At 58.1% G+C, this 22,407-nt stretch carries 24 protein-coding genes; all 24 read left to right on the top strand.

The window, feature by feature from the left end; genetic code table 11:
• The first annotated feature begins 3 nt into the window (after positions 1-3).
• The 24 genes from rplA to rplE all read left to right on the top strand — a co-directional run bounded on the left by rplA (position 4) and on the right by rplE (position 22,404).
• On the top strand, positions 4-702 hold the full coding sequence (gene rplA / locus ABVF61_RS01465; RefSeq protein WP_353991759.1) for a 50S ribosomal protein L1: 699 nt from the start codon (positions 4-6) through the stop codon (positions 700-702).
• A gap of 314 nt (positions 703-1,016) precedes the next feature.
• Positions 1,017-1,535 (top strand): 50S ribosomal protein L10, encoded by a 519-nt coding sequence (gene rplJ, locus ABVF61_RS01460; RefSeq protein ID WP_353991758.1) that lies wholly within the window; start codon positions 1,017-1,019, stop codon positions 1,533-1,535.
• Between the two features lie 59 nt (positions 1,536-1,594).
• A complete protein-coding gene (gene rplL, locus ABVF61_RS01455) occupies positions 1,595-1,975 on the top strand; it encodes a 50S ribosomal protein L7/L12 (RefSeq protein WP_353991757.1) in 381 nt (126 codons plus the stop codon).
• A 265-nt stretch (positions 1,976-2,240) separates the two neighbouring features.
• Entirely contained in the window at positions 2,241-6,377 is a 4,137-nt protein-coding gene (rpoB, locus tag ABVF61_RS01450) for a DNA-directed RNA polymerase subunit beta (protein ID WP_353991756.1), read from the top strand.
• A 91-nt stretch (positions 6,378-6,468) separates the two neighbouring features.
• Entirely contained in the window at positions 6,469-10,668 is a 4,200-nt protein-coding gene (gene rpoC / locus ABVF61_RS01445; protein WP_353991755.1) for a DNA-directed RNA polymerase subunit beta', read from the top strand.
• A 75-nt stretch (positions 10,669-10,743) separates the two neighbouring features.
• Positions 10,744-11,037 (top strand): regulator, encoded by a 294-nt coding sequence (locus tag ABVF61_RS01440; protein ID WP_353991754.1) that lies wholly within the window; start codon positions 10,744-10,746, stop codon positions 11,035-11,037.
• 670 nt (positions 11,038-11,707) lie between these two features.
• Positions 11,708-12,079: a 30S ribosomal protein S12 gene (gene rpsL, locus ABVF61_RS01435; RefSeq protein WP_006936459.1), complete on the top strand. Its 372-nt coding sequence runs from the start codon at positions 11,708-11,710 to the stop codon at positions 12,077-12,079.
• 12 nt (positions 12,080-12,091) lie between these two features.
• Complete coding sequence (rpsG, locus tag ABVF61_RS01430; protein WP_319382507.1) at positions 12,092-12,562, top strand: 30S ribosomal protein S7; 471 nt, start codon at positions 12,092-12,094, stop codon at positions 12,560-12,562.
• Positions 12,563-12,586: 24 nt separating this feature from the next.
• Positions 12,587-14,662, top strand: coding sequence for an elongation factor G (gene fusA / locus ABVF61_RS01425; RefSeq protein WP_353991753.1), 2,076 nt, complete (start codon positions 12,587-12,589; stop codon positions 14,660-14,662).
• A gap of 47 nt (positions 14,663-14,709) precedes the next feature.
• A complete protein-coding gene (gene tuf, locus ABVF61_RS01420; protein ID WP_353991752.1) occupies positions 14,710-15,900 on the top strand; it encodes an elongation factor Tu in 1,191 nt (396 codons plus the stop codon).
• A 72-nt stretch (positions 15,901-15,972) separates the two neighbouring features.
• On the top strand, positions 15,973-16,281 hold the full coding sequence (rpsJ, locus tag ABVF61_RS01415; protein ID WP_006936455.1) for a 30S ribosomal protein S10: 309 nt from the start codon (positions 15,973-15,975) through the stop codon (positions 16,279-16,281).
• A 22-nt stretch (positions 16,282-16,303) separates the two neighbouring features.
• Positions 16,304-17,014 (top strand): 50S ribosomal protein L3, encoded by a 711-nt coding sequence (gene rplC, locus ABVF61_RS01410; RefSeq protein ID WP_353991751.1) that lies wholly within the window; start codon positions 16,304-16,306, stop codon positions 17,012-17,014.
• Entirely contained in the window at positions 17,014-17,634 is a 621-nt protein-coding gene (rplD, locus tag ABVF61_RS01405; protein ID WP_353991750.1) for a 50S ribosomal protein L4, read from the top strand. The genes rplC and rplD overlap by 1 nt, the downstream gene beginning before the upstream one ends.
• A complete protein-coding gene (locus ABVF61_RS01400; RefSeq protein ID WP_152501370.1) occupies positions 17,631-17,924 on the top strand; it encodes a 50S ribosomal protein L23 in 294 nt (97 codons plus the stop codon). The genes rplD and ABVF61_RS01400 overlap by 4 nt, the downstream gene beginning before the upstream one ends.
• A gap of 16 nt (positions 17,925-17,940) precedes the next feature.
• A complete protein-coding gene (gene rplB, locus ABVF61_RS01395; protein ID WP_299481546.1) occupies positions 17,941-18,774 on the top strand; it encodes a 50S ribosomal protein L2 in 834 nt (277 codons plus the stop codon).
• A 12-nt stretch (positions 18,775-18,786) separates the two neighbouring features.
• Positions 18,787-19,065, top strand: coding sequence for a 30S ribosomal protein S19 (rpsS, locus tag ABVF61_RS01390; RefSeq protein WP_022998243.1), 279 nt, complete (start codon positions 18,787-18,789; stop codon positions 19,063-19,065).
• 2 nt (positions 19,066-19,067) lie between these two features.
• Entirely contained in the window at positions 19,068-19,448 is a 381-nt protein-coding gene (gene rplV, locus ABVF61_RS01385) for a 50S ribosomal protein L22 (RefSeq protein WP_155189790.1), read from the top strand.
• Positions 19,448-20,176, top strand: a complete 729-nt coding sequence (rpsC, locus tag ABVF61_RS01380; RefSeq protein WP_299481553.1) for a 30S ribosomal protein S3 — start codon at positions 19,448-19,450, stop codon at positions 20,174-20,176. Before rplV ends, rpsC begins: the two co-directional genes overlap by 1 nt.
• Positions 20,177-20,223: 47 nt before the next feature.
• Positions 20,224-20,637 carry a 50S ribosomal protein L16 gene (gene rplP, locus ABVF61_RS01375; RefSeq protein ID WP_299481556.1) on the top strand — a complete coding sequence of 138 codons (414 nt, stop codon included), beginning with the start codon at positions 20,224-20,226 and terminating at the stop codon, positions 20,635-20,637.
• A gap of 20 nt (positions 20,638-20,657) precedes the next feature.
• On the top strand, positions 20,658-20,858 hold the full coding sequence (rpmC, locus tag ABVF61_RS01370; protein ID WP_353991749.1) for a 50S ribosomal protein L29: 201 nt from the start codon (positions 20,658-20,660) through the stop codon (positions 20,856-20,858).
• Between the two features lie 10 nt (positions 20,859-20,868).
• Entirely contained in the window at positions 20,869-21,099 is a 231-nt protein-coding gene (rpsQ, locus tag ABVF61_RS01365) for a 30S ribosomal protein S17 (protein WP_353991748.1), read from the top strand.
• Between the two features lie 69 nt (positions 21,100-21,168).
• Positions 21,169-21,537 (top strand): 50S ribosomal protein L14, encoded by a 369-nt coding sequence (gene rplN / locus ABVF61_RS01360; RefSeq protein WP_008191626.1) that lies wholly within the window; start codon positions 21,169-21,171, stop codon positions 21,535-21,537.
• Positions 21,537-21,854: a 50S ribosomal protein L24 gene (rplX, locus tag ABVF61_RS01355; protein WP_299481565.1), complete on the top strand. Its 318-nt coding sequence runs from the start codon at positions 21,537-21,539 to the stop codon at positions 21,852-21,854. The genes rplN and rplX overlap by 1 nt, the downstream gene beginning before the upstream one ends.
• Positions 21,847-22,404, top strand: a complete 558-nt coding sequence (gene rplE, locus ABVF61_RS01350) for a 50S ribosomal protein L5 (protein ID WP_353991747.1) — start codon at positions 21,847-21,849, stop codon at positions 22,402-22,404. Before rplX ends, rplE begins: the two co-directional genes overlap by 8 nt.
• Positions 22,405-22,407: the final 3 nt, after the last annotated feature.

Below are 22,407 nucleotides of genomic sequence, written 5' to 3'. Positions count from 1 at the left end.
ATCATGGCGAAGGTTGGAAAGCGTATCAGTACTGCGCGCGAAGGCATCGATCGCAACAAGCTCTACTCTCTCGACGAGGCTGTCGGCCTTGTGAAAGAGCGCTCCAAGACCAAGTTCGACGAGACAGTCGAGGTTGCGATCAATCTTGGCGTCGACCCGCGTCACGCTGATCAGATGGTCCGCGGCGTCTGCGTTCTGCCGAACGGTACGGGTAAAAACGTTCGCGTGGCTGTGTTTGCCCGTGGCGACAAGGCTGACGAAGCAAAAGCGGCCGGTGCCGATATTGTCGGCGCGGAAGAACTGGTTCAGGAAGTGCAGGGCGGCAAGATCGACTTTGACCGCTGCATTGCCACTCCGGACATGATGCCGCTGGTCGGCCGTCTGGGTAAAGTGCTCGGCCCGCGCGGCCTGATGCCGAACCCGAAGGTTGGCACCGTGACCCCGGATGTTACGGCAGCTGTCAATGACGCCAAGGGCGGGGCGGTTCAGTTCCGTGTCGAGAAAGCCGGCATCGTGCATGCAGGCGTTGGCAAGGTGTCCTTCTCCGAAGAAGCGATCACGCAGAATGTAAAAGCTCTGGTGGACGCGGTTCAGAAGGCAAAACCGTCAGGCGCCAAAGGCTCCTACCTGAAGCGTATCGCGGTGTCTTCCACGATGGGCCCGGGTGTAAAGATCGATCTCGCCAGCGTTGCCGGCGAGTAATCCGGTTCGCCGGATTGAAAAAGATTTCGGCCTTCTGGCCGAATAGACCCGGCGGTTTTCTGCCGGGTTGCCCTGTCCGAGACTGCAGGTGCCGGGAGACCGGCTTAAGCCAATGAGGCCTGCATAGATGGGTGAGAACCGAATTTTCCGCGTGAGCGGCGACTGACGTTCGAACCAGACCTTGCCGCGCGCGCGCCGCGCAGGTGAGGGGACAGGACCCTGAGCGCCGCTTTGAAAGCGGTTCCGGGTTCGGGACCACTGCGAGGCGGCAAAGGTAAACCGGTGGCGGCAACGCCACCAAATGGAGAAGGCAAGTGGAAAGAGCGGAAAAGCACGAGTTCGTGACGTCTCTTAACGAAGAGCTGGCAGGTACCGGCGTCGTTGTCGTCGCGCACTATGCAGGTCTTTCGGTTGCACAGATGACCGCGTTGCGGGCGTCTGTACGCGAAGCCGGCGGATCTGTGAAAGTCGCAAAAAACCGCCTCGTGAAACTCGCCCTTAAAGGCACCGACCTTGAGCACATCTCCGACCTGTTTCAGGGCCCTACCGTTCTCGTTTATTCCGAGGATCCGGTAGCCGCACCGAAAGCAGCCGTCGACTTCGCCAAGGCCAACGAAAAGTTGGAAATCCTTGGTGGTGCTCTTGGAACGACCAACCTGAACCCGGAAGGCGTCAAGTCTCTGGCAACCATGCCGTCGCTCGATGAGCTGCGCGCGAAACTGGTTGGCATGATTCAGACCCCAGCATCCCGGATTGCCCAGGTTGTCAACGCACCGGCCGGGCAGCTCGCCCGCGTCTTCAATGCGTATGCCACGAAGGACGAGGCCGCGTAAGGCGTCCAGAACACTGTCTAGAGAAACCAACACTGGTTCGAACTTAAGGTACTAAGAAAATGGCTGATCTTGAAAAGCTCGTAGAAGAACTGTCCGCACTGACCGTGATGGAAGCTGCTGAACTGAGCAAGCTTCTGGAAGAAAAGTGGGGCGTTTCTGCTGCTGCTCCTGTTGCAGTTGCTGCTGCTGGCGGTGCTGCCGGCGGCGAAGCTGCTGCTGCTGAAGAGAAAACTGAATTTGACGTTGTTCTGGCTTCTGCCGGCGACAAGAAAATCAACGTCATCAAGGAAGTCCGTGCGATCACCGGTCTCGGCCTGAAGGAAGCCAAGGAACTCGTTGAGTCCGCTCCGAAGGCTGTCAAGGAAGGCGTCGCTAAGGACGAAGCTGAAGAGCTGAAGAAGAAGCTGGAAGAAGCAGGCGCTTCTGTCGAGCTGAAGTAATAAAGGCTTTTGCCTTTTGAACGGTCCCGGTTTCCGGGACCGTTTGTTGCCCCGGCGGGTCTGACCCGTTTCCGGGGCAAACGCACCACTAGGGCAAGCTGGTTCGCAAAGATGCAAATCAGGTGCCCTGTGCCCCATAACCCGGTCAACCTTTCCGCAGCAGGTTGATCTTGGGGGACGGTTTTCCGAAGCGCCCGGGCAGGGCAGCCCGATTGGACAAGGGGCGTTTCGGGAAGCCGTTACCCGGCCGATAAAAGGAGCGACAATGACCCAAACGTTCAACGGTCGCAAAAAGGTCCGTAAATATTTCGGATCGATCCGCGATGTCGCGGCAATGCCTAATCTCATCGAGGTACAAAAAGCATCCTACGACCAATTCCTGCAGGTCGACGAGATGCCGGGCGGTGGCCGCAAGAATGAAGGCCTTGAAGCGGTCTTCCAATCCGTTTTCCCGATTTCCGATTTTGCAGGCACGTCCCTGCTGGAATTTGTTTCGTACGAATTTGAAGCTCCCAAATACGATGTGGATGAGTGCCGCCAGCGTGACATGACGTTCGCAGCGCCGCTGAAGGTCACCCTGCGCCTGATCGTTTTTGATGTCGACGAAGATACCGGTGCCAAGTCGGTCAAGGACATCAAGGAACAAGACGTTTACATGGGCGACATGCCGTTCATGACGGACAACGGCACGTTTATCGTCAACGGAACCGAGCGCGTGATCGTCTCCCAAATGCACCGCTCTCCCGGTGTGTTCTTCGACCACGACAAGGGCAAGACTCATTCTTCGGGCAAACTGCTGTTTGCCGCGCGCGTCATTCCTTACCGCGGTTCCTGGCTTGACATCGAATTCGACGCCAAGGACATCGTGCATGCGCGTATCGACCGGCGGCGCAAGATCCCCGTGACGTCGCTGCTGATGGCGCTTGGTCTTGACGGTGAGGAAGTCCTCAACACCTTCTACAATCGCATCGACTACACCCGTCAGGCCGACGGGTCCTGGCGCATGCCGTTTGACGGTGCGCGGCTGAAAGGCACGAAGGCATCCTACGATCTGATCGATGCGGACAGCGGTGAAGTCGTTGTCGAAGGCGGTCGCAAGATTACGGCCCGCACGATCCGCCAGCTTGGCGAGAAGGGCATCACTGCTCTGAAAGTGACGGACGAAGACCTGCACGGCCAGTATCTTGCCGAAGATATCGTCGATATGCAGTCAGGCGAAATCTTTGCTGAAGCTGGTGACGAGATCACCGGCAAGCTGCTGGAAGAACTGGTCGAGCGCGATTATCACGAGCTGCCGATGCTCGATATCGACCACGTGAACACCGGTCCTTACATCCGCAACACGCTGTCGGTCGACAAGAACGAATCCCGCGAGGATGCGCTTTTCGACATCTACCGTGTGATGCGCCCGGGTGAGCCGCCCACGATCGACACGGCGGAAGCCATGTTCCAGTCGCTGTTCTTCGACGACGAGCGCTACGACCTTTCTGCGGTTGGTCGCGTCAAGATGAACATGCGCCTTGATCTGCAGTGCGAAGACACCGTCCGCACGCTGCGCAAGGAAGACATCCTGGAAGTCATCCGCGTTCTTCTGGAACTGCGTGACGGTAAAGGCGATATCGACGACATCGACAATCTCGGCAACCGCCGCGTCCGGTCCGTGGGCGAGCTGATGGAAAATCAGTATCGCGTCGGATTGCTGCGCATGGAACGTGCGATCAAGGAGCGTATGAGCTCCGTTGAGATCGACACTGTTATGCCGCAGGACCTGATCAACGCCAAGCCGGCTGCTGCGGCCGTTCGCGAGTTCTTCGGTTCCTCGCAGCTGTCACAGTTCATGGATCAGACGAACCCGCTGTCGGAAGTCACTCATAAAAGGCGTCTTTCGGCGCTTGGGCCAGGTGGTCTGACACGTGAGCGTGCCGGTTTCGAAGTGCGCGACGTGCACCCGACCCATTATGGCCGCATCTGTCCGATCGAGACCCCTGAAGGTCCGAACATCGGTCTGATCAACTCGCTCGCAACTTTTGCCCGCGTGAACAAGTATGGCTTCATCGAAAGCCCGTACCGCAAGGTGACCGACGGTGTTGTGACCAACGAGGTCGTCTATCTGTCCGCGATGGAAGAAGCCAAACACTACGTGGCTCAGTCCAACGCCGAATATGATGCCGATGGCCGGTTCACCACCGAGCTGATCACCTGCCGTCACGCCGGTGAGAACATGATGGTTCCGTCTGACAGGGTCGACCTGATGGACGTGTCGCCGAAACAGCTTGTGTCTGTTGCGGCCGCGCTCATCCCGTTCCTGGAGAACGACGACGCCAACCGCGCTCTCATGGGTTCGAACATGCAGCGTCAGGCCGTACCGCTGGTACGCGCTGAAGCACCGTTTGTCGGAACCGGAATGGAGCCGATCGTTGCGCGCGATTCCGGTGCCGCCATCGGTGCGCGCCGTGCCGGCGTGGTCGACCAGGTGGATGCGACCCGTATCGTTATCCGGGCGACGGAAGATCTCGATCCGGGCAAGTCCGGTGTCGACATCTACCGCCTGCAGAAGTTCCAGCGTTCCAACCAGAACACCTGTATCAACCAGCGTCCGCTGGTGCGGGTAGGGGACCGGGTCCACAAGAGCGATATCATCGCCGACGGCCCGTCCACCGACCTTGGTGATCTGGCACTCGGCCGGAACGTGCTTGTCGCGTTCATGCCCTGGAACGGCTACAACTTCGAAGATTCCATCCTCTTGTCAGAGCGGATCGTATCCGACGATGTCTTCACCTCCATTCACCTGGAGGAGTTTGAAGTCATGGCGCGTGATACCAAGCTTGGTCCGGAAGAAATCACCCGCGATATTCCGAACGTTTCCGAAGAAGCGCTCAAGAATCTCGATGAGGCTGGCATCGTCTATATCGGTGCCGAGCTGAACCCGGGTGATATTCTCGTCGGCAAGATCACGCCGAAGGGCGAAAGCCCGATGACGCCGGAAGAAAAGCTTCTGCGCGCCATCTTCGGTGAGAAGGCTTCCGACGTTCGCGACACATCCCTGCGCCTGCCACCAGGTGTTTCGGGAACCGTCGTCGAAGTGCGCGTCTTCAACCGTCACGGCGTTGAAAAAGACGAACGTGCGATGGCGATCGAGCGTGAAGAGATCGAGCGTCTAGCGAAGGACCGTGACGACGAACAGGCGATCCTGGACCGTAACGTCTACGGCCGCCTGGCCGAGATGCTGATGGACAAGAACGCTGTTGCAGGTCCGAAAGGTTTCCGCAGCGGTGTCCTGACAGGCGACATTCTCAATGACTTCCCGCGGTCGCAATGGTGGCAGTTTGCCACTGACGACGAGAAGTTCATGTCCGAGATTGAAGCCCTGCGCGGACAGTATGACGACAGCCGCAAGCGCCTTGAGCAGCGGTTCATCGACAAGGTCGAGAAACTGCAGCGCGGCGACGAGCTGCCTCCCGGCGTCATGAAGATGGTCAAGGTCTTCGTTGCCGTGAAGCGCAAGCTACAGCCGGGCGACAAGATGGCGGGCCGTCACGGCAACAAAGGCGTGGTCTCCAAGATCAACCCGTGTGAAGACATGCCGTTCCTGGAAGACGGAACCCATGTCGACATCGTGTTGAACCCGCTTGGCGTGCCGTCCCGCATGAATGTCGGCCAGATCCTTGAAACGCACCTCGGATGGGCCTGCCGCGGCATGGGCAACCGGATCGGCGAAATGTACGAAGAGTACAAGCGCTCCGGTCAGCTGGATGAACTTCGCGGCAAGATCGTCGAGATCTACGGCGACAACATGAAGGGTGACAACGTCCAGGAATACGATGACGAAAGTGTCGTTCGCCTGGCGGACCAGTTGAAGAAAGGCGTGTCCATCGCGACCCCCGTCTTCGATGGAGCCCGTGAACCCGATGTTGTCGAAGCGCTGAACATTGCCGGCTATGACCCGAGCGGCCAGTCCGTTCTCTATGACGGTCGTACCGGTGAAGAGTTCGATCGTAAGGTGACTGTCGGCTACATCTATATGTTGAAGCTGCACCACCTTGTCGACGACAAGATCCATGCCCGTTCGATCGGTCCGTACTCGCTTGTCACGCAGCAGCCGCTGGGTGGTAAGGCGCAGTTCGGTGGCCAGCGCTTCGGGGAAATGGAGGTCTGGGCGCTTGAAGCCTACGGTGCAGCCTACACGCTGCAGGAAATGCTTACAGTCAAGTCGGACGACGTTGCCGGCCGTACGAAGGTCTACGAGGCCATTGTCCGCGGCGACGACACGTTCGAGGCGGGCATCCCGGAAAGCTTCAACGTGCTTGTGAAGGAAATGCGGTCGCTGGGTCTCAACGTTGAACTTCAACGTACTGACGCACCCATGATTGCCGAGGAAGAAACTGCGGACGCTGCAGAGTAACCCTGGCAACGGACCCAAATGACTTGGCGTGCCGGTTACGGGGAAGGGTGATAAGACCCGCTCCCCGGCCGAGCATCGAAGGAGACGGACCATGAATCATGAGGTCATGAACCTGTTTAACCAGCAGGCTCCCACACAGACCTTCGACAATATCCGGATTTCGCTTGCGAGCCCGGAAAAGATCCTGTCCTGGTCTTTCGGCGAAATCAAAAAGCCGGAGACCATCAACTACCGTACGTTCAAGCCTGAGCGTGACGGTTTGTTCTGTGCGCGTATTTTTGGGCCGATCAAGGACTATGAGTGTCTTTGCGGCAAATACAAGCGCATGAAGTACAAGGGTGTTATCTGCGAAAAGTGCGGTGTGGAAGTCACCCTTTCGCGCGTTCGTCGCGAGCGTATGGGCCACATCGAGCTCGCCGCTCCGGTTGCCCATATCTGGTTTCTGAAGTCACTCCCGAGCCGGATCGGCCTCCTGCTCGACATGACGCTGAAGGATCTGGAACGCGTACTTTACTTCGAGAACTACGTTGTTCTGGAGCCGGGCCTGACCCCGCTCAAACAGCACCAGCTTCTCTCCGAGGAAGATTTTGTTGCTGCTCAGGACGAGTATGGCGAAGATGCCTTCACAGCGATGATTGGCGCGGAAGCAATCCGTGAGATCCTGATGAGCATGGATCTGGAGCGGGAAAGCGAAAAGCTGCGCCAGGAGATTGCCGAAGCAACGACAGAGCTGAAGCCGAAAAAGCTGGCCAAGCGTCTGAAGGTCATCGAAGCATTCATGGAATCGGGTAACCGCCCGGAATGGATGATCATGACCGTTGTACCGGTGATCCCGCCGGATCTGCGTCCGCTGGTTCCGCTCGACGGTGGCCGGTTTGCAACGTCGGATCTGAACGATCTTTATCGCCGGGTGATCAACCGGAACAACCGTCTGCGTCGTCTGATGGAACTGCGCGCACCGGATATCATCATCCGGAACGAAAAGCGCATGCTGCAGGAGTCCGTCGATGCGTTGTTCGACAATGGCCGCCGCGGCCGCGTCATCACGGGTGCCAACAAGCGTCCGCTGAAGTCTCTGTCCGACATGCTGAAAGGCAAGCAGGGCCGGTTCCGCCAGAACCTACTCGGCAAGCGGGTTGACTATTCCGGCCGTTCCGTGATCACCGTCGGACCGGAATTGAAACTGCATCAGTGCGGATTGCCGAAGAAGATGGCGCTTGAGCTGTTCAAGCCCTTCATCTATTCGCGCCTCGACGCCAAGGGCTTCTCCTCGACCGTCAAGCAGGCGAAGAAGCTGGTGGAAAAGGAGCGTCCGGAGGTCTGGGATATCCTCGACGAAGTGATCCGTGAGCACCCGGTTCTTTTGAACCGCGCGCCGACACTGCACCGTCTCGGTATCCAGGCGTTTGAGCCGACCCTGATCGAAGGCAAGGCGATCCAGCTGCACCCGCTCGTCTGTTCGGCGTTCAACGCCGACTTCGACGGTGACCAGATGGCGGTTCACGTGCCGCTGTCGCTGGAAGCCCAGCTGGAAGCGCGGACACTGATGATGTCCACGAACAACATTCTGCACCCGGCAAACGGTGGCCCGATCATCGTTCCCTCGCAGGATATTGTTCTCGGCCTATACTACCTTTCGATCATTGCGGAAGGTGAGCCGGGCGAAGGTATGGCCTTTGGCGATATCGGCGAGATTCACCACGCGCTGGCCAACAACGTCATCACGCTGCACACCAAGATCAAGGGCCGTTACAAGTCTATTGATGCGGACGGCAATCCAACGTCCGAAATCATTGACACGACCCCGGGCCGCATGCTGATTGCCGAGCTTCTGCCGAAGCACCATGAAGTTCCTTACGAGGTCTGCAACAAGCTGATGACCAAGAAGGACATCTCCAAGATGATCGACACGGTTTACCGTGCTTGTGGTCAGAAGGAGACGGTCATCTTCTGTGACCGGATCATGGAACTCGGCTTCAAGAATGCCTGTAACGCAGGAATTTCCTTCGGCATGGACGACATGGTTATTCCGGATACCAAGCAGAACCTGGTTGCCGAAACCGCGTCGCTCGCGACCGAATACGAACAGCAATACAATGACGGTCTGATCACCCAGGGCGAAAAGTACAACAAGGTTGTCGACGCCTGGGCGAAATGTACCGACAAGATTGCTGACGAGATGATGGCCCGCATCAAGGCGGTCCAGGTCGACGAGGAAACAGGGCGTCAGAAGCCGATGAACTCGGTTTATATGATGTCGCACTCCGGTGCCCGTGGTTCGCCCCAGCAGATGAAACAGCTTGCCGGTATGCGCGGCCTGATGGCCAAGCCGGACGGCTCCATCATCGAGAACCCGATCATCTCTAACTTTAAGGAAGGCCTGTCCGTTCTGGAGTACTTCAACTCCACGCACGGTGCCCGTAAGGGTCTTGCCGACACCGCCTTGAAGACGGCGAACTCTGGTTACCTGACACGCCGCCTGGTGGATGTTGCCCAGGATTCCATCATTCTTGAGAATGATTGTGGTTCTGAGCGCGGCATTACCGTCGCTCCGATCGTTGATGCGGGTAACGTCATCGCTTCGCTCGGAATGCGCGTTCTTGGCCGCACGACCGCAGAAGACGTCGTCAACAACCAGACCGGTGAAGTTCTTGTCCCCAAAGGCAAGCTCATCGACGAGAAGGATGTTGAGGCGATCGAGGCTGCAAAAGTGCAGCAGGTCAAAATCCGTTCGGTTCTGACTTGTGAAACCGAAACCGGTGTGTGTGCGACCTGCTACGGCCGCGACCTTGCACGCGGTACCCCGGTGAACCTTGGTGAGGCTGTTGGCGTCATTGCCGCGCAGTCCATTGGTGAACCCGGTACGCAGCTGACCATGCGCACGTTCCACATTGGTGGCACGGCACAGGTTGTCGACAGCTCGTTCATCGAGTCCAATGTCGACGGCACGATCAAGATCCGCAACCGGTCCGTCCAGCGCGATTCAGATGGCAATCTCATTGCGATGGTGCGCAACATGTCCATCGTCGTCATCGACAGCGATGGCAACGAGCGCGCCGTCCATCGCGTTGCCTATGGTTCGAAACTGCATGTCGACGAAGGTGACTCCGTCAAGCGCGGTCAGAGGATTGCCGAATGGGATCCTTACACCCGTCCGATGCTCGCAGAAGTCGACGGTGTCGTGGACTTTGAGGACCTGGTTGATGGTGCGTCCGTTCAGGAAACCGCCGACGAGGCGACCGGCATCACGAAGCGTATCGTCATCGACTGGCGGTCCTCGCAACGTGGCGCCGATCTCAAGCCGGCGATCGTCATCAAGGACGACAAGGGTACGATTTCGAAAAACTCACGCGGATCCGATGCCCGCTTGATACTTTCGGTTGACGCGATCCTGTCCGTTCAGCCTGGCTCTACGGTCAAAGCTGGTGACGTTCTGGCACGTATCCCGCTGGAAAGCGCCAAGACCAAGGACATCACCGGTGGTCTGCCACGCGTTGCGGAACTGTTCGAGGCTCGCCGTCCGAAGGATCATGCAATCATCGCGGAAATCGATGGCACGATCCGTTTCGGCCGCGACTACAAGAACAAGCGCCGCATCATCATCGATCCGGCAGAGGATGGCGCAGAGCCCGTCGAGTACCTCATCCCGAAAGGCAAGCACTTCCACCTTCAGGAAGGCGATGCGATTGAAAAGGGTGAGTACATTCTCGACGGTAACCCGGCGCCGCATGACATTCTGGCCGTCAAGGGCGTGGAGGCACTTGCTGCTTACCTCGTCAACGAGATCCAGGAAGTCTACCGTCTGCAGGGTGTGACCATCAACGACAAGCACATTGAAGTGATTGTCCGTCAGATGCTGCAGAAAGTCGAAATCACCGATCCGGGCGATACCGAGTTCTTTTCGGGCGAACAGATCGACAAGATCGACTTCGAGGAAGCGAACGAAAAAGCAATCGACAATGCACGGGATCCCGCGAAAGGCGTTCCTGTTCTCCTTGGCATCACCAAGGCGTCGCTGCAGACGCGGTCCTTCTTCTCGGCAGCTTCCTTCCAGGAAACGACCCGCGTCCTTACCGATGCAGCGGTCAACGGCAAGACCGATCCGCTTGTCGGCCTGAAGGAAAACGTCATTGTCGGCCGCTTGATCCCGGCCGGTACCGGCGGCGTCATGAAGCGCATTCGCAAGATTGCCTCGCATCGTGATGACCTGATCCAGGAAGCGCAGCGGCAGCAGTCTTCGGAAAGCGCAGCCGAAGGTCTTCTGGAAGACATGACCGGCGCGGCCGAATAACCGGCCTTATCTATAACGAACGAAAGGCCGCCTCCGGGCGGCTTTTCTGTATGTGCTCTTTGTGAGGGTTGAACAATGAACGACAACGAAGTCGACCTTGATCCTGTCGTCTATATCGTCATCGGCCGTGTCTGGGAAAGTGAAGACGCACTTCCTGAGGACGCCATTACGATCCATGCGCTGCTGACGGCACCTGACGACGATGACGCGGTGCGCAGAACACTTGAAGCCCTGCAGGGACAGGGCTTTGCGGAAGCCGAGCTTGATCAGATCGGCGTGATGGATGGCGAACCTGACGATCCGCTCCATGAGGGGGCATATCAGGACGCGCTTGCCGGAAATGTTGCGATTGTGACTTTCACCGGCTGACACCGTTTCGCGATATGCCGATCATTAACCGGGACCGCCGGCACTCCTTCCGATTTTGCATAACTGGGTGCCTGGAAATGCAGAGCGCCGGTTTGGTTTTTTGGTTTGCACCGACTGTCGGCGAAAACAGCACAAAATCAACGAGTCGGCAGCGTTGGGGCATGTTGAAGTGTGTTTCGGGTCCGCCAGGATCTAGCTGAAAACCACCACTGATTCCCGCATTCGAAACTGAGGTTTTGACGGACACGAAAGAAAATTGCTCAAAAGGCGTTCCGAATGCGTACTAAATTATGCCAGCTTACTGATTTCATGTCTAAAATTGACTTCCAGACAATGCCGAACACGCACTTGCGGTTTTTTCTACAAAGCACTTGACGCAAAGGGTGCATATGAGTAGGTTCCGCGCATCCCAAGGGCAGGCGGTAAGAGTGAACCGTCCAGCGCTGATCCAAGGCGCAGGACCCAATCCTCTTAAACGCTGCCGGGTATAGATAGGCGAATACGCGTCGATTGCATGACCGCGGGGCAACTCGTGGTCCTCTGGTTTTTCGCAGCGCCGGCCGCTCCCAGGAGCGTGCGGGCGCGATTTTGTATGTTTATTGGCATGCAAGGTCAGCGGAGGACTGCAGTTGCATACAGATTTTTGGATGGACAAGGTAAAGGGCAAAGAATGCCGACCATCAACCAGTTGATCCGCAAGCCGCGGAAAGATCCGCCGAAGCGGAACAAGGTGCCGGCCATGGAGGCCTGCCCCCAGAAGCGTGGTGTCTGCACCCGCGTTTACACGACGACGCCGAAGAAGCCGAACTCGGCTCTGCGTAAGGTGGCCAAGATCCGCCTGACCAACGGCTTCGAAGTCATTGGCTACATCCCGGGTGAAGGTCACAACCTTCAGGAACACTCGGTGGTGATGATCCGCGGCGGCCGCGTGAAGGACTTGCCGGGTGTGCGCTACCACATCATCCGTGGTGTGCTCGATACCCAGGGCGTCAAGGATCGTAAGCAGCGCCGTTCGAAATACGGCGCCAAGCGGCCGAAGTAAGGAGCACATTAGATGTCCCGTCGTCACCGCGCTGAAAAACGCGAAATCAACCCGGATCCGAAATTCGGGGATGTCGTCGTCACGAAGTTCATGAACTCCATCATGTACGACGGCAAGAAGTCCACCGCCGAGCGCATCGTTTACGGTGCATTCGACGTTGTCGAGAACAAGACCCGCGAGAACCCGATCGAGGTTTTCCATGCGGCTCTTGAAAATGTCATGCCGCAAGTGGAAGTTCGCTCCCGCCGTGTTGGTGGTGCGACCTACCAGGTCCCGGTTGAGGTTCGCACAGACCGCCGTCAGGCTCTCGCGATCCGCTGGTTGATCACCGCTGCGCGCAACCGCAACGAAACCACGATGGTTGATCGCCTCTCCGGTGAATTGCTCGATGCGGCAAACAACCGTGGTACCGCAGTTAAGAAGCGCGAAGATACGCACCGGATGGCTGATGCCAACCGCGCGTTCTCGCACTATCGCTGGTAAAAGTTACTTCGAAGGGCTGACGCTATGTCGCGCACGCATAAAATCGAGGACTACCGTAACTTCGGCATCATGGCTCACATCGATGCCGGCAAGACCACTACGACCGAGCGGATCCTCTACTACACAGGCAAAAGCCACAAGATCGGCGAAGTTCATGATGGCGCTGCCACCATGGACTGGATGGAGCAGGAGCAGGAGCGTGGAATCACGATCACTTCTGCTGCTACGACCGCGTTCTGGAACGACAAGCGCCTGAACATCATCGACACCCCGGGCCACGTTGACTTCACCATTGAGGTTGAGCGTTCTCTGCGTGTTCTCGATGGCGCGGTTGCTCTTCTAGATGCAAACGCCGGTGTTGAGCCGCAGACCGAGACTGTCTGGCGTCAGGCCGACAAGTACAACGTTCCGCGGATGATCTTCGTCAACAAGATGGACAAGCTGGGCGCTGATTTCGATCGCTGTGTCACCATGATCAAGGAGCGCCTCGGCGCAACGCCTCTGGTCATGCAGCTGCCGGTTGGCGCTGAGAGCGAATTCGCCGGCTGTGTCGACCTTCTGAAAATGAAGGCGCTCATCTGGCAAGCAGAAAACCTGGGCGCTGCCTGGGACGAAGTCGACATTCCGGCCGATCTTGCTGATCGCGCACAGGAAATGCACGACGCTCTGATCGAAACCGCTGTCGAAGTCGACGAAGAAGCAATGGAAGCTTACCTGGAAGGTGAAGAGCCGACCATGGAAAAGCTGAAAGAGCTGATCCGCAAGGGCACCATCAATGGTGACTTTGTGCCGATCTTCTGCGGGTCCGCGTTCAAGAACAAGGGCGTTCAGCCGCTGCTTGACGCTGTTGTCGATTTTCTGCCGAGCCCGGTCGAAGTTCCGGCCATCAAGGGCATCGATCCGAAGACCGAAGCTGAAGTCGAGCGCAAGTCGTCCGACGAAGAGCCGCTTGGTCTGTTGGCATTCAAGATCGCCAACGACCCATTCGTCGGCTCGCTGACCTTCTGCCGCATCTATTCCGGAGTGCTGAACAAGGGCTCGTCCCTTCTCAACACCGTGAAGGACAAGCGCGAGCGCGTCGGCCGGATGATGCAGATGCACTCCAACTCCCGCGACGACATCGACGTGGCCTATGCAGGCGACATCGTGGCGATTGCAGGTCTGAAAGACACCACGACCGGCGACACCCTGTGTGACCCGCTGAAGCCGGTGATCCTGGAGCGTATGGAATTCCCCGAGCCGGTGATCGAGATCGCCGTCGAGCCGAAGACCAAAGGCGACCAGGAAAAGATGGGCCTTGCCCTGAACCGCCTGGCTGCAGAAGATCCGTCCTTCCGCGTTAAAACGGATGAAGAGTCCGGTCAGACCATCATCGCCGGCATGGGCGAGCTGCACCTGGACATCATCGTCGACCGCATGAAGCGCGAATTCAAGGTCGAGGCGAACATTGGTGCACCTCAGGTTGCCTACCGTGAAACCATCACCAAGGTTGCGGATGTGGATTACACCCACAAGAAGCAGTCCGGTGGTTCCGGTCAGTTCGCTCGCATCAAGCTCACCATTGAGCCTGCAGAGCCGAACGAAGGTTATGTCTTTGAGAGCAAGGTTGTCGGCGGTAACGTCCCGAAGGAATATATCCCGGGTGTTACGAAGGGTATCGAGAGTGTCATGTCTTCCGGTCCTCTGGCAGGCTTCCCGATGCTCGACATCAAGGCAACCCTGACCGACGGCGCCTACCATGACGTCGACTCCTCCGTTCTGGCCTTCGAAATCGCCGGCCGTGCCGGTTTCCGCGAAGCAATCCAGAAGGCCGGCCCGAAACTGCTCGAGCCGATCATGAAGGTCGAGGTTGTCACACCTGAAGACTACATGGGTGACGTTATCGGTGACCTGAACTCCCGCCGCGGCCAGATCGCCGGCACGGAGAACCGGGGCATTGTGACAGTCATCACCGCGATGGTTCCGCTCGCCAACATGTTTGGCTACGTGAACAATCTGCGTTCCATGTCTCAAGGCCGCGCCCAGTACTCGATGGTGTTCGATCACTACGAACAGGTGCCGCAGGCTGTCGCCGAAGAGGTTCAGGCGAAATACGCCTGATCCCAACCTCTTAACGTCAAGAAGAAATAGAGAAACGGAGTAATCCGATGGCGAAGGAAAAATTCGAGCGCAACAAGCCGCACGTTAACATTGGCACGATTGGCCACGTTGACCATGGCAAGACGACGCTGACCGCTGCAATCACGATGACGCTGGCAGAAGCTGGCGGCGCAGAAGCGAAAGCCTACGACGAGATCGACGGCGCGCCTGAAGAAAAGGCCCGCGGCATCACCATCTCCACGGCGCACGTTGAGTATGAGACGGAGAACCGTCACTACGCTCACGTTGACTGCCCTGGCCACGCCGACTACGTGAAGAACATGATCACGGGTGCGGCGCAGATGGACGGCGCGATCCTGGTCTGCTCTTCTGCAGACGGCCCGATGCCACAGACCCGCGAGCACATCCTGCTTGCGCGCCAGGTTGGCGTTCCGGCTCTTGTTGTTTTCATGAACAAGGTTGACCAGGTCGACGACGAAGAGCTTCTTGAGCTCGTCGAAATGGAAATCCGTGAGCTGCTGTCTTCCTACGAGTTCCCGGGCGACGACATTCCGATCGTCAAGGGTTCGGCTCTTGCAGCTGTTGAGAACCGCGATCCTGAAATCGGCCGTGATGCGATCCGTGAGCTGATGGCGCAGGTTGACGACTACATCCCGACGCCGGAGCGTCCGAAGGATCAGCCGTTCCTGATGCCGATCGAAGACGTGTTCTCGATCTCCGGCCGCGGTACTGTTGTGACCGGCCGTGTTGAGCGCGGTGTGATCAATGTGGGTGAGGAAGTCGAGATCGTCGGCATCAAGGACACCCAGAAGACGACGGTTACCGGCGTTGAAATGTTCCGCAAGCTGCTGGACAGCGGTGAAGCGGGCGACAACATCGGTGCGCTGATCCGCGGTATTGGCCGTGAGGACGTTGAGCGTGGCCAGGTTCTTTGCAAGCCGGGTTCTGTGACCCCGCACACGAAGTTCAAGGCAGAAGCCTACATCCTGACGAAGGAAGAAGGTGGCCGTCATACGCCGTTCTTCACCAACTACCGTCCGCAGTTCTACTTCCGCACGACGGACGTTACGGGTGTTGTTTCTCTGCCGGAAGGCACGGAAATGGTGATGCCGGGCGACAACGTGTCGGTTGACGTTGAGCTGATCGTGCCGATCGCCATGGAAGAAGGCCTGCGCTTCGCGATCCGCGAAGGTGGCCGTACCGTCGGCGCCGGCGTCGTCGCATCCATCATCGAATAATCGACAGCCGGGCCTGCCGGGGTAACTAACAGTAACGCGGGCAGGCCCGCAGTCTTATTGGGAACAATAACAATGAACGGTCAGAATATCCGGATCCGCCTCAAGGCGTTTGACCACCGTATTCTCGACGCCTCCACCAAGGAGATCGTCAATACGGCCAAGCGGACCGGTGCTCAGGTACGGGGTCCCGTGCCGCTGCCGACGCGGATTGAGAAGTACACGGTGCTTCGCGGACCGCATATCGATAAGAAAAGCCGCGATCAGTTCGAGATGCGTACGCACAAGCGTCTTCTCGACATCGTTGATCCGACGCCCCAGACGGTGGACGCGCTCATGAAGCTCGACCTGGCCGCTGGTGTCGACGTCGAGATCAAGCTCTAAGGCGGGGTCAAGGGGACACATCATGCGTTCTGGAGTGATCGCTCAGAAAGTGGGCATGACCCGCATCTATAACGATGCAGGCGAGCATGTTCCGGTCACTGTTTTGCGGCTGGAAAACTGCCAGGTGGTTGCCCACCGGACTGACGAAAAAAATGGTTACACTGCGCTGCAGCTCGGCGCGGGTACCCGCAAAGTAAAGAATACGCCGAAGGCACTGCGCGGTCACTTTGCTGTCGCAAAGGTTGAGCCGAAGCGGACTGTCGCCGAATTCCGCGTTTCAGCGGACAACATGATCGACGTTGGCGCGGAAATGACCGCTGATCACTACGTCGAAGGCCAGTTCGTGGACGTGACCGGCACTTCCATCGGTAAGGGTTTTGCCGGTGCGATGAAGCGTCACAACTTCGGTGGTGGCCGCGCATCCCACGGTAACTCGATCTCGCACCGTTCACATGGTTCCACGGGTCAGTGTCAGGATCCGGGCCGCGTGTTCAAGGGCAAGAAAATGGCCGGTCACATGGGTGATGCCCGCGTGACCACGCAGAACCTGAAGGTTGTGCGCACTGATGTTGAGCGTGGCCTGATCATGGTCGAGGGCTCAGTTCCGGGCGCCAAGGGCGGCTGGATCCTAGTCCGCGACGCGATCAAAAAGGCGCTGCCGGAAAATGTTCCGGTTCCGGGTGCTTTCAAAGCTTCCGAAGCGACTGAGGCTGCCGGGAAGGAGAGTGAGTGATGGAACTCCAGGTCAAGACCCTCGAAGGTGGGGCGGCCGGTTCGATCACGGTGTCTGACGAGATCTTCGGTCTCGAGCCGCGCACCGATTTGATCCACCGTGTGGTGCGCTGGCAGCTGGCCAAGCGTCAGGCAGGCACCCACAAAACGCTGCAACGCGCCGAGATTTCCGGTACGACGAAGAAATTCGTCCGCCAGAAGGGCTCCGGCGGTGCACGTCACGGCAACAAGAAGGCCCCGCAATTTCGTGGTGGTGGCAAGGCATTCGGTCCAGTCGTTCGCGATCATGGCCATGATCTGCCCAAGAAGGTTCGCGCCCTCGGCCTGAAGCATGCTCTGTCCGCCAAGGCGAAAGCCGACAGCATTGTTGTTGTCGAAGACGCCAAGGCAGCGGAAGCAAAGACCAAGGCTCTCAAAGCACAGCTCGGCAAACTCGGGCTGACCAGCGCCCTGGTCATCGACGGCGCAGACGTCGACAACAACTTCGCACTGGCCTCACGCAACATTCCACATGTGGATGTGCTGCCGGTTCAGGGCATCAACGTTTACGACATCCTGCGCGCCAACACTCTGGTGTTGACCAAGGCTGCGGTGTCCGCACTTGAGGAGCGCTTCAAATGAGCAAACTTCCTCACTACGACAAAATCGTCGGCCCGGTGATCACCGAAAAGTCGACGATGGCTTCTGAAGAGAACAAGGTTGTCTTCAAGGTTGCCAACGATGCAACGAAGCCGGAAATCAAGGCCGCGGTCGAAGCACTGTTCGGCGTCAAAGTCACGGCAGTGAATACCCTGGTCCGCAAGGGCAAGGTAAAGCGCTTCCGCGGACGTCTTGGCCGCCAGTCCGACTTCAAGAAGGCCGTCGTTACGCTGCAGGAAGGTCACGCAATTGACGTGACCACCGGGCTCTGAGACGGGGACTTAGAAAATGGCACTTAAGACATTCAATCCGACGTCCCCAGGTCGCCGTCAGCTCGTTCAGGTTGACCGCTCCGGCCTGTACAAGGGCAAGCCGGTCAAGACGCTGACCGAAGGCCTGTCCAAGAAGGGTGGCCGCAACAACACGGGCCGTCTGACGTCTCCGAACCGCGGCGGTGGTCACAAGCGGTCCTACCGTCTTGTCGACTTCAAGCGTCGCAAGTGGGATGTACCGGCGACGGTCGAACGCCTTGAATACGATCCGAACCGGACCGCATTCATCGCTCTGATCCGTTACGAAGACGGCGAGCTGAGCTACATCCTGGCGCCACAGCGCCTGGCTGTTGGCGACACCGTTGTCGCCGGAAACAACGTTGACGTGAAGCCGGGTAATGCAGCGCCGCTGGCAAGCATTCCGGTCGGAACGATTGTGCACAACATCGAGCTGAAGCCGGGCAAAGGCGCCCAGATCGCTCGCTCTGCCGGTGCCTTCGTTCAGATCGTCGGCCGCGACCAGGGTTACACGACGCTTCGCCTGATGTCTGGCGAGCAGCGCCGTGTGCTTGGAACCTGCATGGCTTCCATTGGTGCTGTGTCCAACCCGGACCACGCCAACATCAATCTCGGCAAAGCAGGCCGTTCCCGCTGGCTTGGCATTCGTCCGCATACACGCGGTGTTGCCATGAACCCGATCGACCACCCGCATGGTGGTGGTGAAGGCCGGACCTCCGGCGGTCGTCATCCGGTTACTCCTTGGGGTAAACCGACCAAAGGTAAGCGCACGCGGCGCAACAAGCAGACCGATAAGTATATCGTCCGCAGCCGCCACGCGCGTAAGAAGTAAAGGACAAGGATCGTGGCACGTTCGATCTGGAAAGGTCCGTTTGTCGACGGGTATCTGCTGAAGAAAGCGGACAAGGTCCGTGAGTCCGGCCGGAACGAGGTCATCAAGACCTGGAGCCGCCGCTCAACGATCCTGCCGCAGTTCGTCGGTTTGACTTTCGGCGTCTATAACGGTCAAAAGCACGTTCCGGTGCTGGTGTCTGAAGAAATGATCGGTCACAAGTTCGGTGAATTTTCGCCGAGCCGGACTTATTACGGACACGGCGCCGACAAGAAGGCGAAGAGGAAGTAACGATGGGCAAGCCGAAGCGTGAGCGGACGCTCGCTGACAATGAGGCGCGGGCAATGACCCGTATGATACGCGTTTCCCCGCGTAAGCTGAACCTCGTTGCGGCTGCAATCCGCGGCAAAAAAGTCGGTTCCGCCATCGCGGACCTGACATTCTCCCGCAAGCGTATTGCACAGGATGTCAAGAAAACGCTGATGTCCGCCGTTGCAAATGCGGAAAACAATCATGACCTGGACATCGACAACCTGGTGGTTGCCGAAGCCCATGTTGGCAAGGCTTTTGTCATCAAGCGGTTCCAGGCCCGTGCACGCGGCCGCGTCGGACGGATCGAGAAGCCTTTCTCGAACCTGACCATCGTCGTGCGCGAAGTTGAGGAGACTGCCTGATGGGACATAAAGTAAACCCGATCGGCATGCGCCTCGGGATCAACCGTACATGGGACTCCCGCTGGTATGCGAACAAGAACGAATATGGCGATCTTCTCCATGAAGATTTCCGCATTCGTGAATTCCTCTTGAAGGAATTGAAGCAGGCTGCTGTTTCCAAGGTCGTGATCGAGCGCCCGCACAAGAAATGCCGCGTGTCCATCCACTCCGGTCGTCCGGGTGTGGTCATCGGCAAGAAGGGTGCGGACATCGAGCGTCTTCGCAAGAAGATCGCCGATATCACCAACTCGGAAGTGCATCTCAACATTGTTGAAGTGCGCAAGCCGGAGATCGATGCGACCCTGGTCGCTGCGTCGATCGCTCAGCAGCTGGAACGCCGTGTTGCTTTCCGCCGTGCCATGAAACGGGCCGTTCAGTCCGCCATGCGTCTCGGTGCCCAGGGCATCCGGATCAACTGCGGCGGCCGTCTCGGCGGCGCGGAAATTGCGCGTATCGAATGGTACCGTGAAGGCCGTGTGCCGCTTCACACTCTGCGTGCCGACATCGATTATGGTGTCGCCAGCGCTCACACGGCTTACGGCGTGTGCGGTGTGAAGGTCTGGATCTTCAAGGGTGAAATTCTGGAACATGACCCGATGGCGTCCGAGCGTCGCGCAACGGCTGCTTCCGAAGGTAACCAGGGTGATCGCGGCGGACGCCGGGATCGGGGCCGCGAGCGCGCAGCTTAAATCAAGCTGCCTGCCGCTCGTAAGATAAGAAAGACGAGAGAAGAACGATGCTGCAACCGAAGCGCACAAAGTTCCGCAAGCAGCACAAGGGCCGCATCCACGGCTTGTCGAAGGGAGGTACTGACCTCAACTTCGGCGCATTCGGTCTGAAGGCTTTGGAGCCGGAGCGTGTTACTGCACGTCAGATCGAAGCGGCCCGTCGTGCTATGACCCGTCACATGAAGCGTGCGGGTCGTGTATGGATCCGCATCTTCCCGGACGTTCCGGTTTCTTCGAAGCCTGCTGAAGTCCGCATGGGTAAGGGTAAGGGTTCTCCGGATTACTGGGCTTGCCGTGTCAAGCCGGGCCGGATCATGTTTGAAATCGATGGTGTGCCGGAAGACATTGCGCGTGAAGCCATGCGTCTTGCTGCCGCCAAGCTGCCGATCAAGTGTCGTTTCGTTCAGCGTATCGGCGACTAAGGCAGGCGAGGAGTTAAGCCATGAAGGCGACCGATGTACGGGCCAAGACCCTCGACGAGCTCCGCGGTGAGCTTGAAGGCCTGAAGAAGGAGCAGTTCAACCTGCGCTTCCAGAAAGCCACGGGTCAGCTTGAAAACACTGCGCGTGTACGGCAGATCCGCCGTGATATCGCGCGTATCCAGACGATCATGCGCGAGAAGCGCGTGTCGGTAAACGCGTAAGGAGACGGCAATGCCAAAGCGTATCCTGCAGGGCACCGTTGTCAGCGACGCGAATGACAAGACGGTGACGGTAAACGTGGAGCGCCGCTTCACGCACCCGCTGCTGAAAAAGACTGTGCGCCGCACGAAGAAGTACCGCGCGCATGACGAAAGCAATCAATACAAGGTTGGCGATACTGTTCAGATCGAAGAGTGCGCGCCGGTCTCGAAAAACAAACGTTGGACCGTGGTTACACAATAACCACGCTCCATTCAGTGAGCATCAGGCGCCCGTGACCCGAGCGCCAATAGAAGAACAAGGCAGCCAGTCATGATTCAGATGCAAACAAACCTCGACGTCGCCGACAATTCCGGCGCCCGTCGTGTCATGTGCATCAAAGTGCTCGGCGGCTCCAAGCGCAAATACGCCCAGGTCGGAGACATCATCGTTGTTTCCGTCAAAGAGGCTATTCCGCGGGGCCGCGTTAAGAAGGGCGACGTGATGAAGGCTGTCGTCGTGCGCACGGCTAAGGATATCCGCCGTCCCGATGGCAGCGTGATCCGGTTCGACCGCAATGCGGCCGTGCTGGTCAACAACAACAAGGAGCCGGTCGGCACCCGTATCTTTGGTCCGGTGCCGCGTGAACTCCGGGCAAAGAACCACATGAAGATTATTTCGCTCGCGCCGGAGGTGCTCTGATGGCTGCGAAAATCAAAAAAGGCGACACGGTTGTCGTATTGACGGGCCGTGACAAAGGCAAGTCTGGCGAAGTGATTCAGGTTCTGCCGACTGACAACAAGGCGCTGGTACGCGGGATCAACATGGTTCGCCGTCACCAGAAGCAGACCCAGACGCAGGAAGCTGGCATCGTGTCCAAAGAGGCACCTGTTCATCTGTCCAACGTCGCGCTGGCCGACCCGAAAGACGGCAAGCCGACTCGCGTCGGTTTCAAGATACAGGACGATGGCACCAAAGTCCGTGTGGCCAAGCGTTCGGGAGACCTGATCGATGGTTGAGACAGCTTATGTGCCGCGTCTGAAGACGCATTATAACGAGGTCGTGCGCGACCAGCTGCTTGAGAAGTTCCAGTACAAGAACGTCATGCAGGTTCCGCAGGTCGAGAAGATCGTGCTGAACATCGGTGTCGGCGAGGCTGTGGGCGATTCCAAGAAAGCCCGTACCGCTGCAGAAGATCTCGCTGCGATCGCGGGCCAGAAGCCGGTGATCACCAAGGCGAAGAAATCCATCGCGACCTTCAAGGTCCGCGAAGGCATGCCGCTCGGTGCCAAAGTGACCCTGCGCCGCCAGCAGATGTACGAATTCATGGACCGTCTGATCACAATCGCGTTGCCGCGCGTACGTGACTTCCGTGGCCTGAACCCGAAGAGCTTCGACGGTCGTGGCAATTACGCCATGGGTATCAAAGAGCACATCGTGTTCCCGGAAATCGAGTACGACAAGGTCGACCAGATCTGGGGCATGGACGTGATCGTTTGCACCACGGCGCCGACGGATGACGAAGCGCGCGAGCTTCTGCGCGCGTTCAACTTCCCGTTCACGAAGTAACGG

Origin of the sequence: Roseibium sp. HPY-6, from assembly GCF_040530035.1 — a bacterium.
Classification (GTDB): domain Bacteria; phylum Pseudomonadota; class Alphaproteobacteria; order Rhizobiales; family Stappiaceae; genus Roseibium.
The sequence above is the reverse complement of the archived record's forward strand: the minus strand, read 5'-3'. Positions and strand labels throughout refer to the sequence as shown.

Bases quoted from the DNA above. Each gene is read 5' to 3' on its own strand.
- rplA (WP_353991759.1), top strand. From the start codon at position 4: ATGGCGAAGGTTGGAAAGCGTATCAGTACTGCGCGCGAAGGCATCGAT.
- rplL (WP_353991757.1), top strand. From the start codon at position 1,595: ATGGCTGATCTTGAAAAGCTCGTAGAAGAACTGTCCGCACTGACCGTG.
- rpoB (WP_353991756.1), top strand. From the start codon at position 2,241: ATGACCCAAACGTTCAACGGTCGCAAAAAGGTCCGTAAATATTTCGGA.
- rpoC (WP_353991755.1), top strand. From the start codon at position 6,469: ATGAATCATGAGGTCATGAACCTGTTTAACCAGCAGGCTCCCACACAG.
- ABVF61_RS01440 (WP_353991754.1), top strand. From the start codon at position 10,744: ATGAACGACAACGAAGTCGACCTTGATCCTGTCGTCTATATCGTCATC.
- rpsL (WP_006936459.1), top strand. From the start codon at position 11,708: ATGCCGACCATCAACCAGTTGATCCGCAAGCCGCGGAAAGATCCGCCG.
- rpsG (WP_319382507.1), top strand. From the start codon at position 12,092: ATGTCCCGTCGTCACCGCGCTGAAAAACGCGAAATCAACCCGGATCCG.
- fusA (WP_353991753.1), top strand. From the start codon at position 12,587: ATGTCGCGCACGCATAAAATCGAGGACTACCGTAACTTCGGCATCATG.
- tuf (WP_353991752.1), top strand. From the start codon at position 14,710: ATGGCGAAGGAAAAATTCGAGCGCAACAAGCCGCACGTTAACATTGGC.
- rpsJ (WP_006936455.1), top strand. From the start codon at position 15,973: ATGAACGGTCAGAATATCCGGATCCGCCTCAAGGCGTTTGACCACCGT.
- rplC (WP_353991751.1), top strand. From the start codon at position 16,304: ATGCGTTCTGGAGTGATCGCTCAGAAAGTGGGCATGACCCGCATCTAT.
- rplD (WP_353991750.1), top strand. From the start codon at position 17,014: ATGGAACTCCAGGTCAAGACCCTCGAAGGTGGGGCGGCCGGTTCGATC.
- ABVF61_RS01400 (WP_152501370.1), top strand. From the start codon at position 17,631: ATGAGCAAACTTCCTCACTACGACAAAATCGTCGGCCCGGTGATCACC.
- rplB (WP_299481546.1), top strand. From the start codon at position 17,941: ATGGCACTTAAGACATTCAATCCGACGTCCCCAGGTCGCCGTCAGCTC.
- rplV (WP_155189790.1), top strand. From the start codon at position 19,068: ATGGGCAAGCCGAAGCGTGAGCGGACGCTCGCTGACAATGAGGCGCGG.
- rpsC (WP_299481553.1), top strand. From the start codon at position 19,448: ATGGGACATAAAGTAAACCCGATCGGCATGCGCCTCGGGATCAACCGT.
- rplP (WP_299481556.1), top strand. From the start codon at position 20,224: ATGCTGCAACCGAAGCGCACAAAGTTCCGCAAGCAGCACAAGGGCCGC.
- rpmC (WP_353991749.1), top strand. From the start codon at position 20,658: ATGAAGGCGACCGATGTACGGGCCAAGACCCTCGACGAGCTCCGCGGT.
- rpsQ (WP_353991748.1), top strand. From the start codon at position 20,869: ATGCCAAAGCGTATCCTGCAGGGCACCGTTGTCAGCGACGCGAATGAC.
- rplN (WP_008191626.1), top strand. From the start codon at position 21,169: ATGATTCAGATGCAAACAAACCTCGACGTCGCCGACAATTCCGGCGCC.
- rplX (WP_299481565.1), top strand. From the start codon at position 21,537: ATGGCTGCGAAAATCAAAAAAGGCGACACGGTTGTCGTATTGACGGGC.
- rplE (WP_353991747.1), top strand. From the start codon at position 21,847: ATGGTTGAGACAGCTTATGTGCCGCGTCTGAAGACGCATTATAACGAG.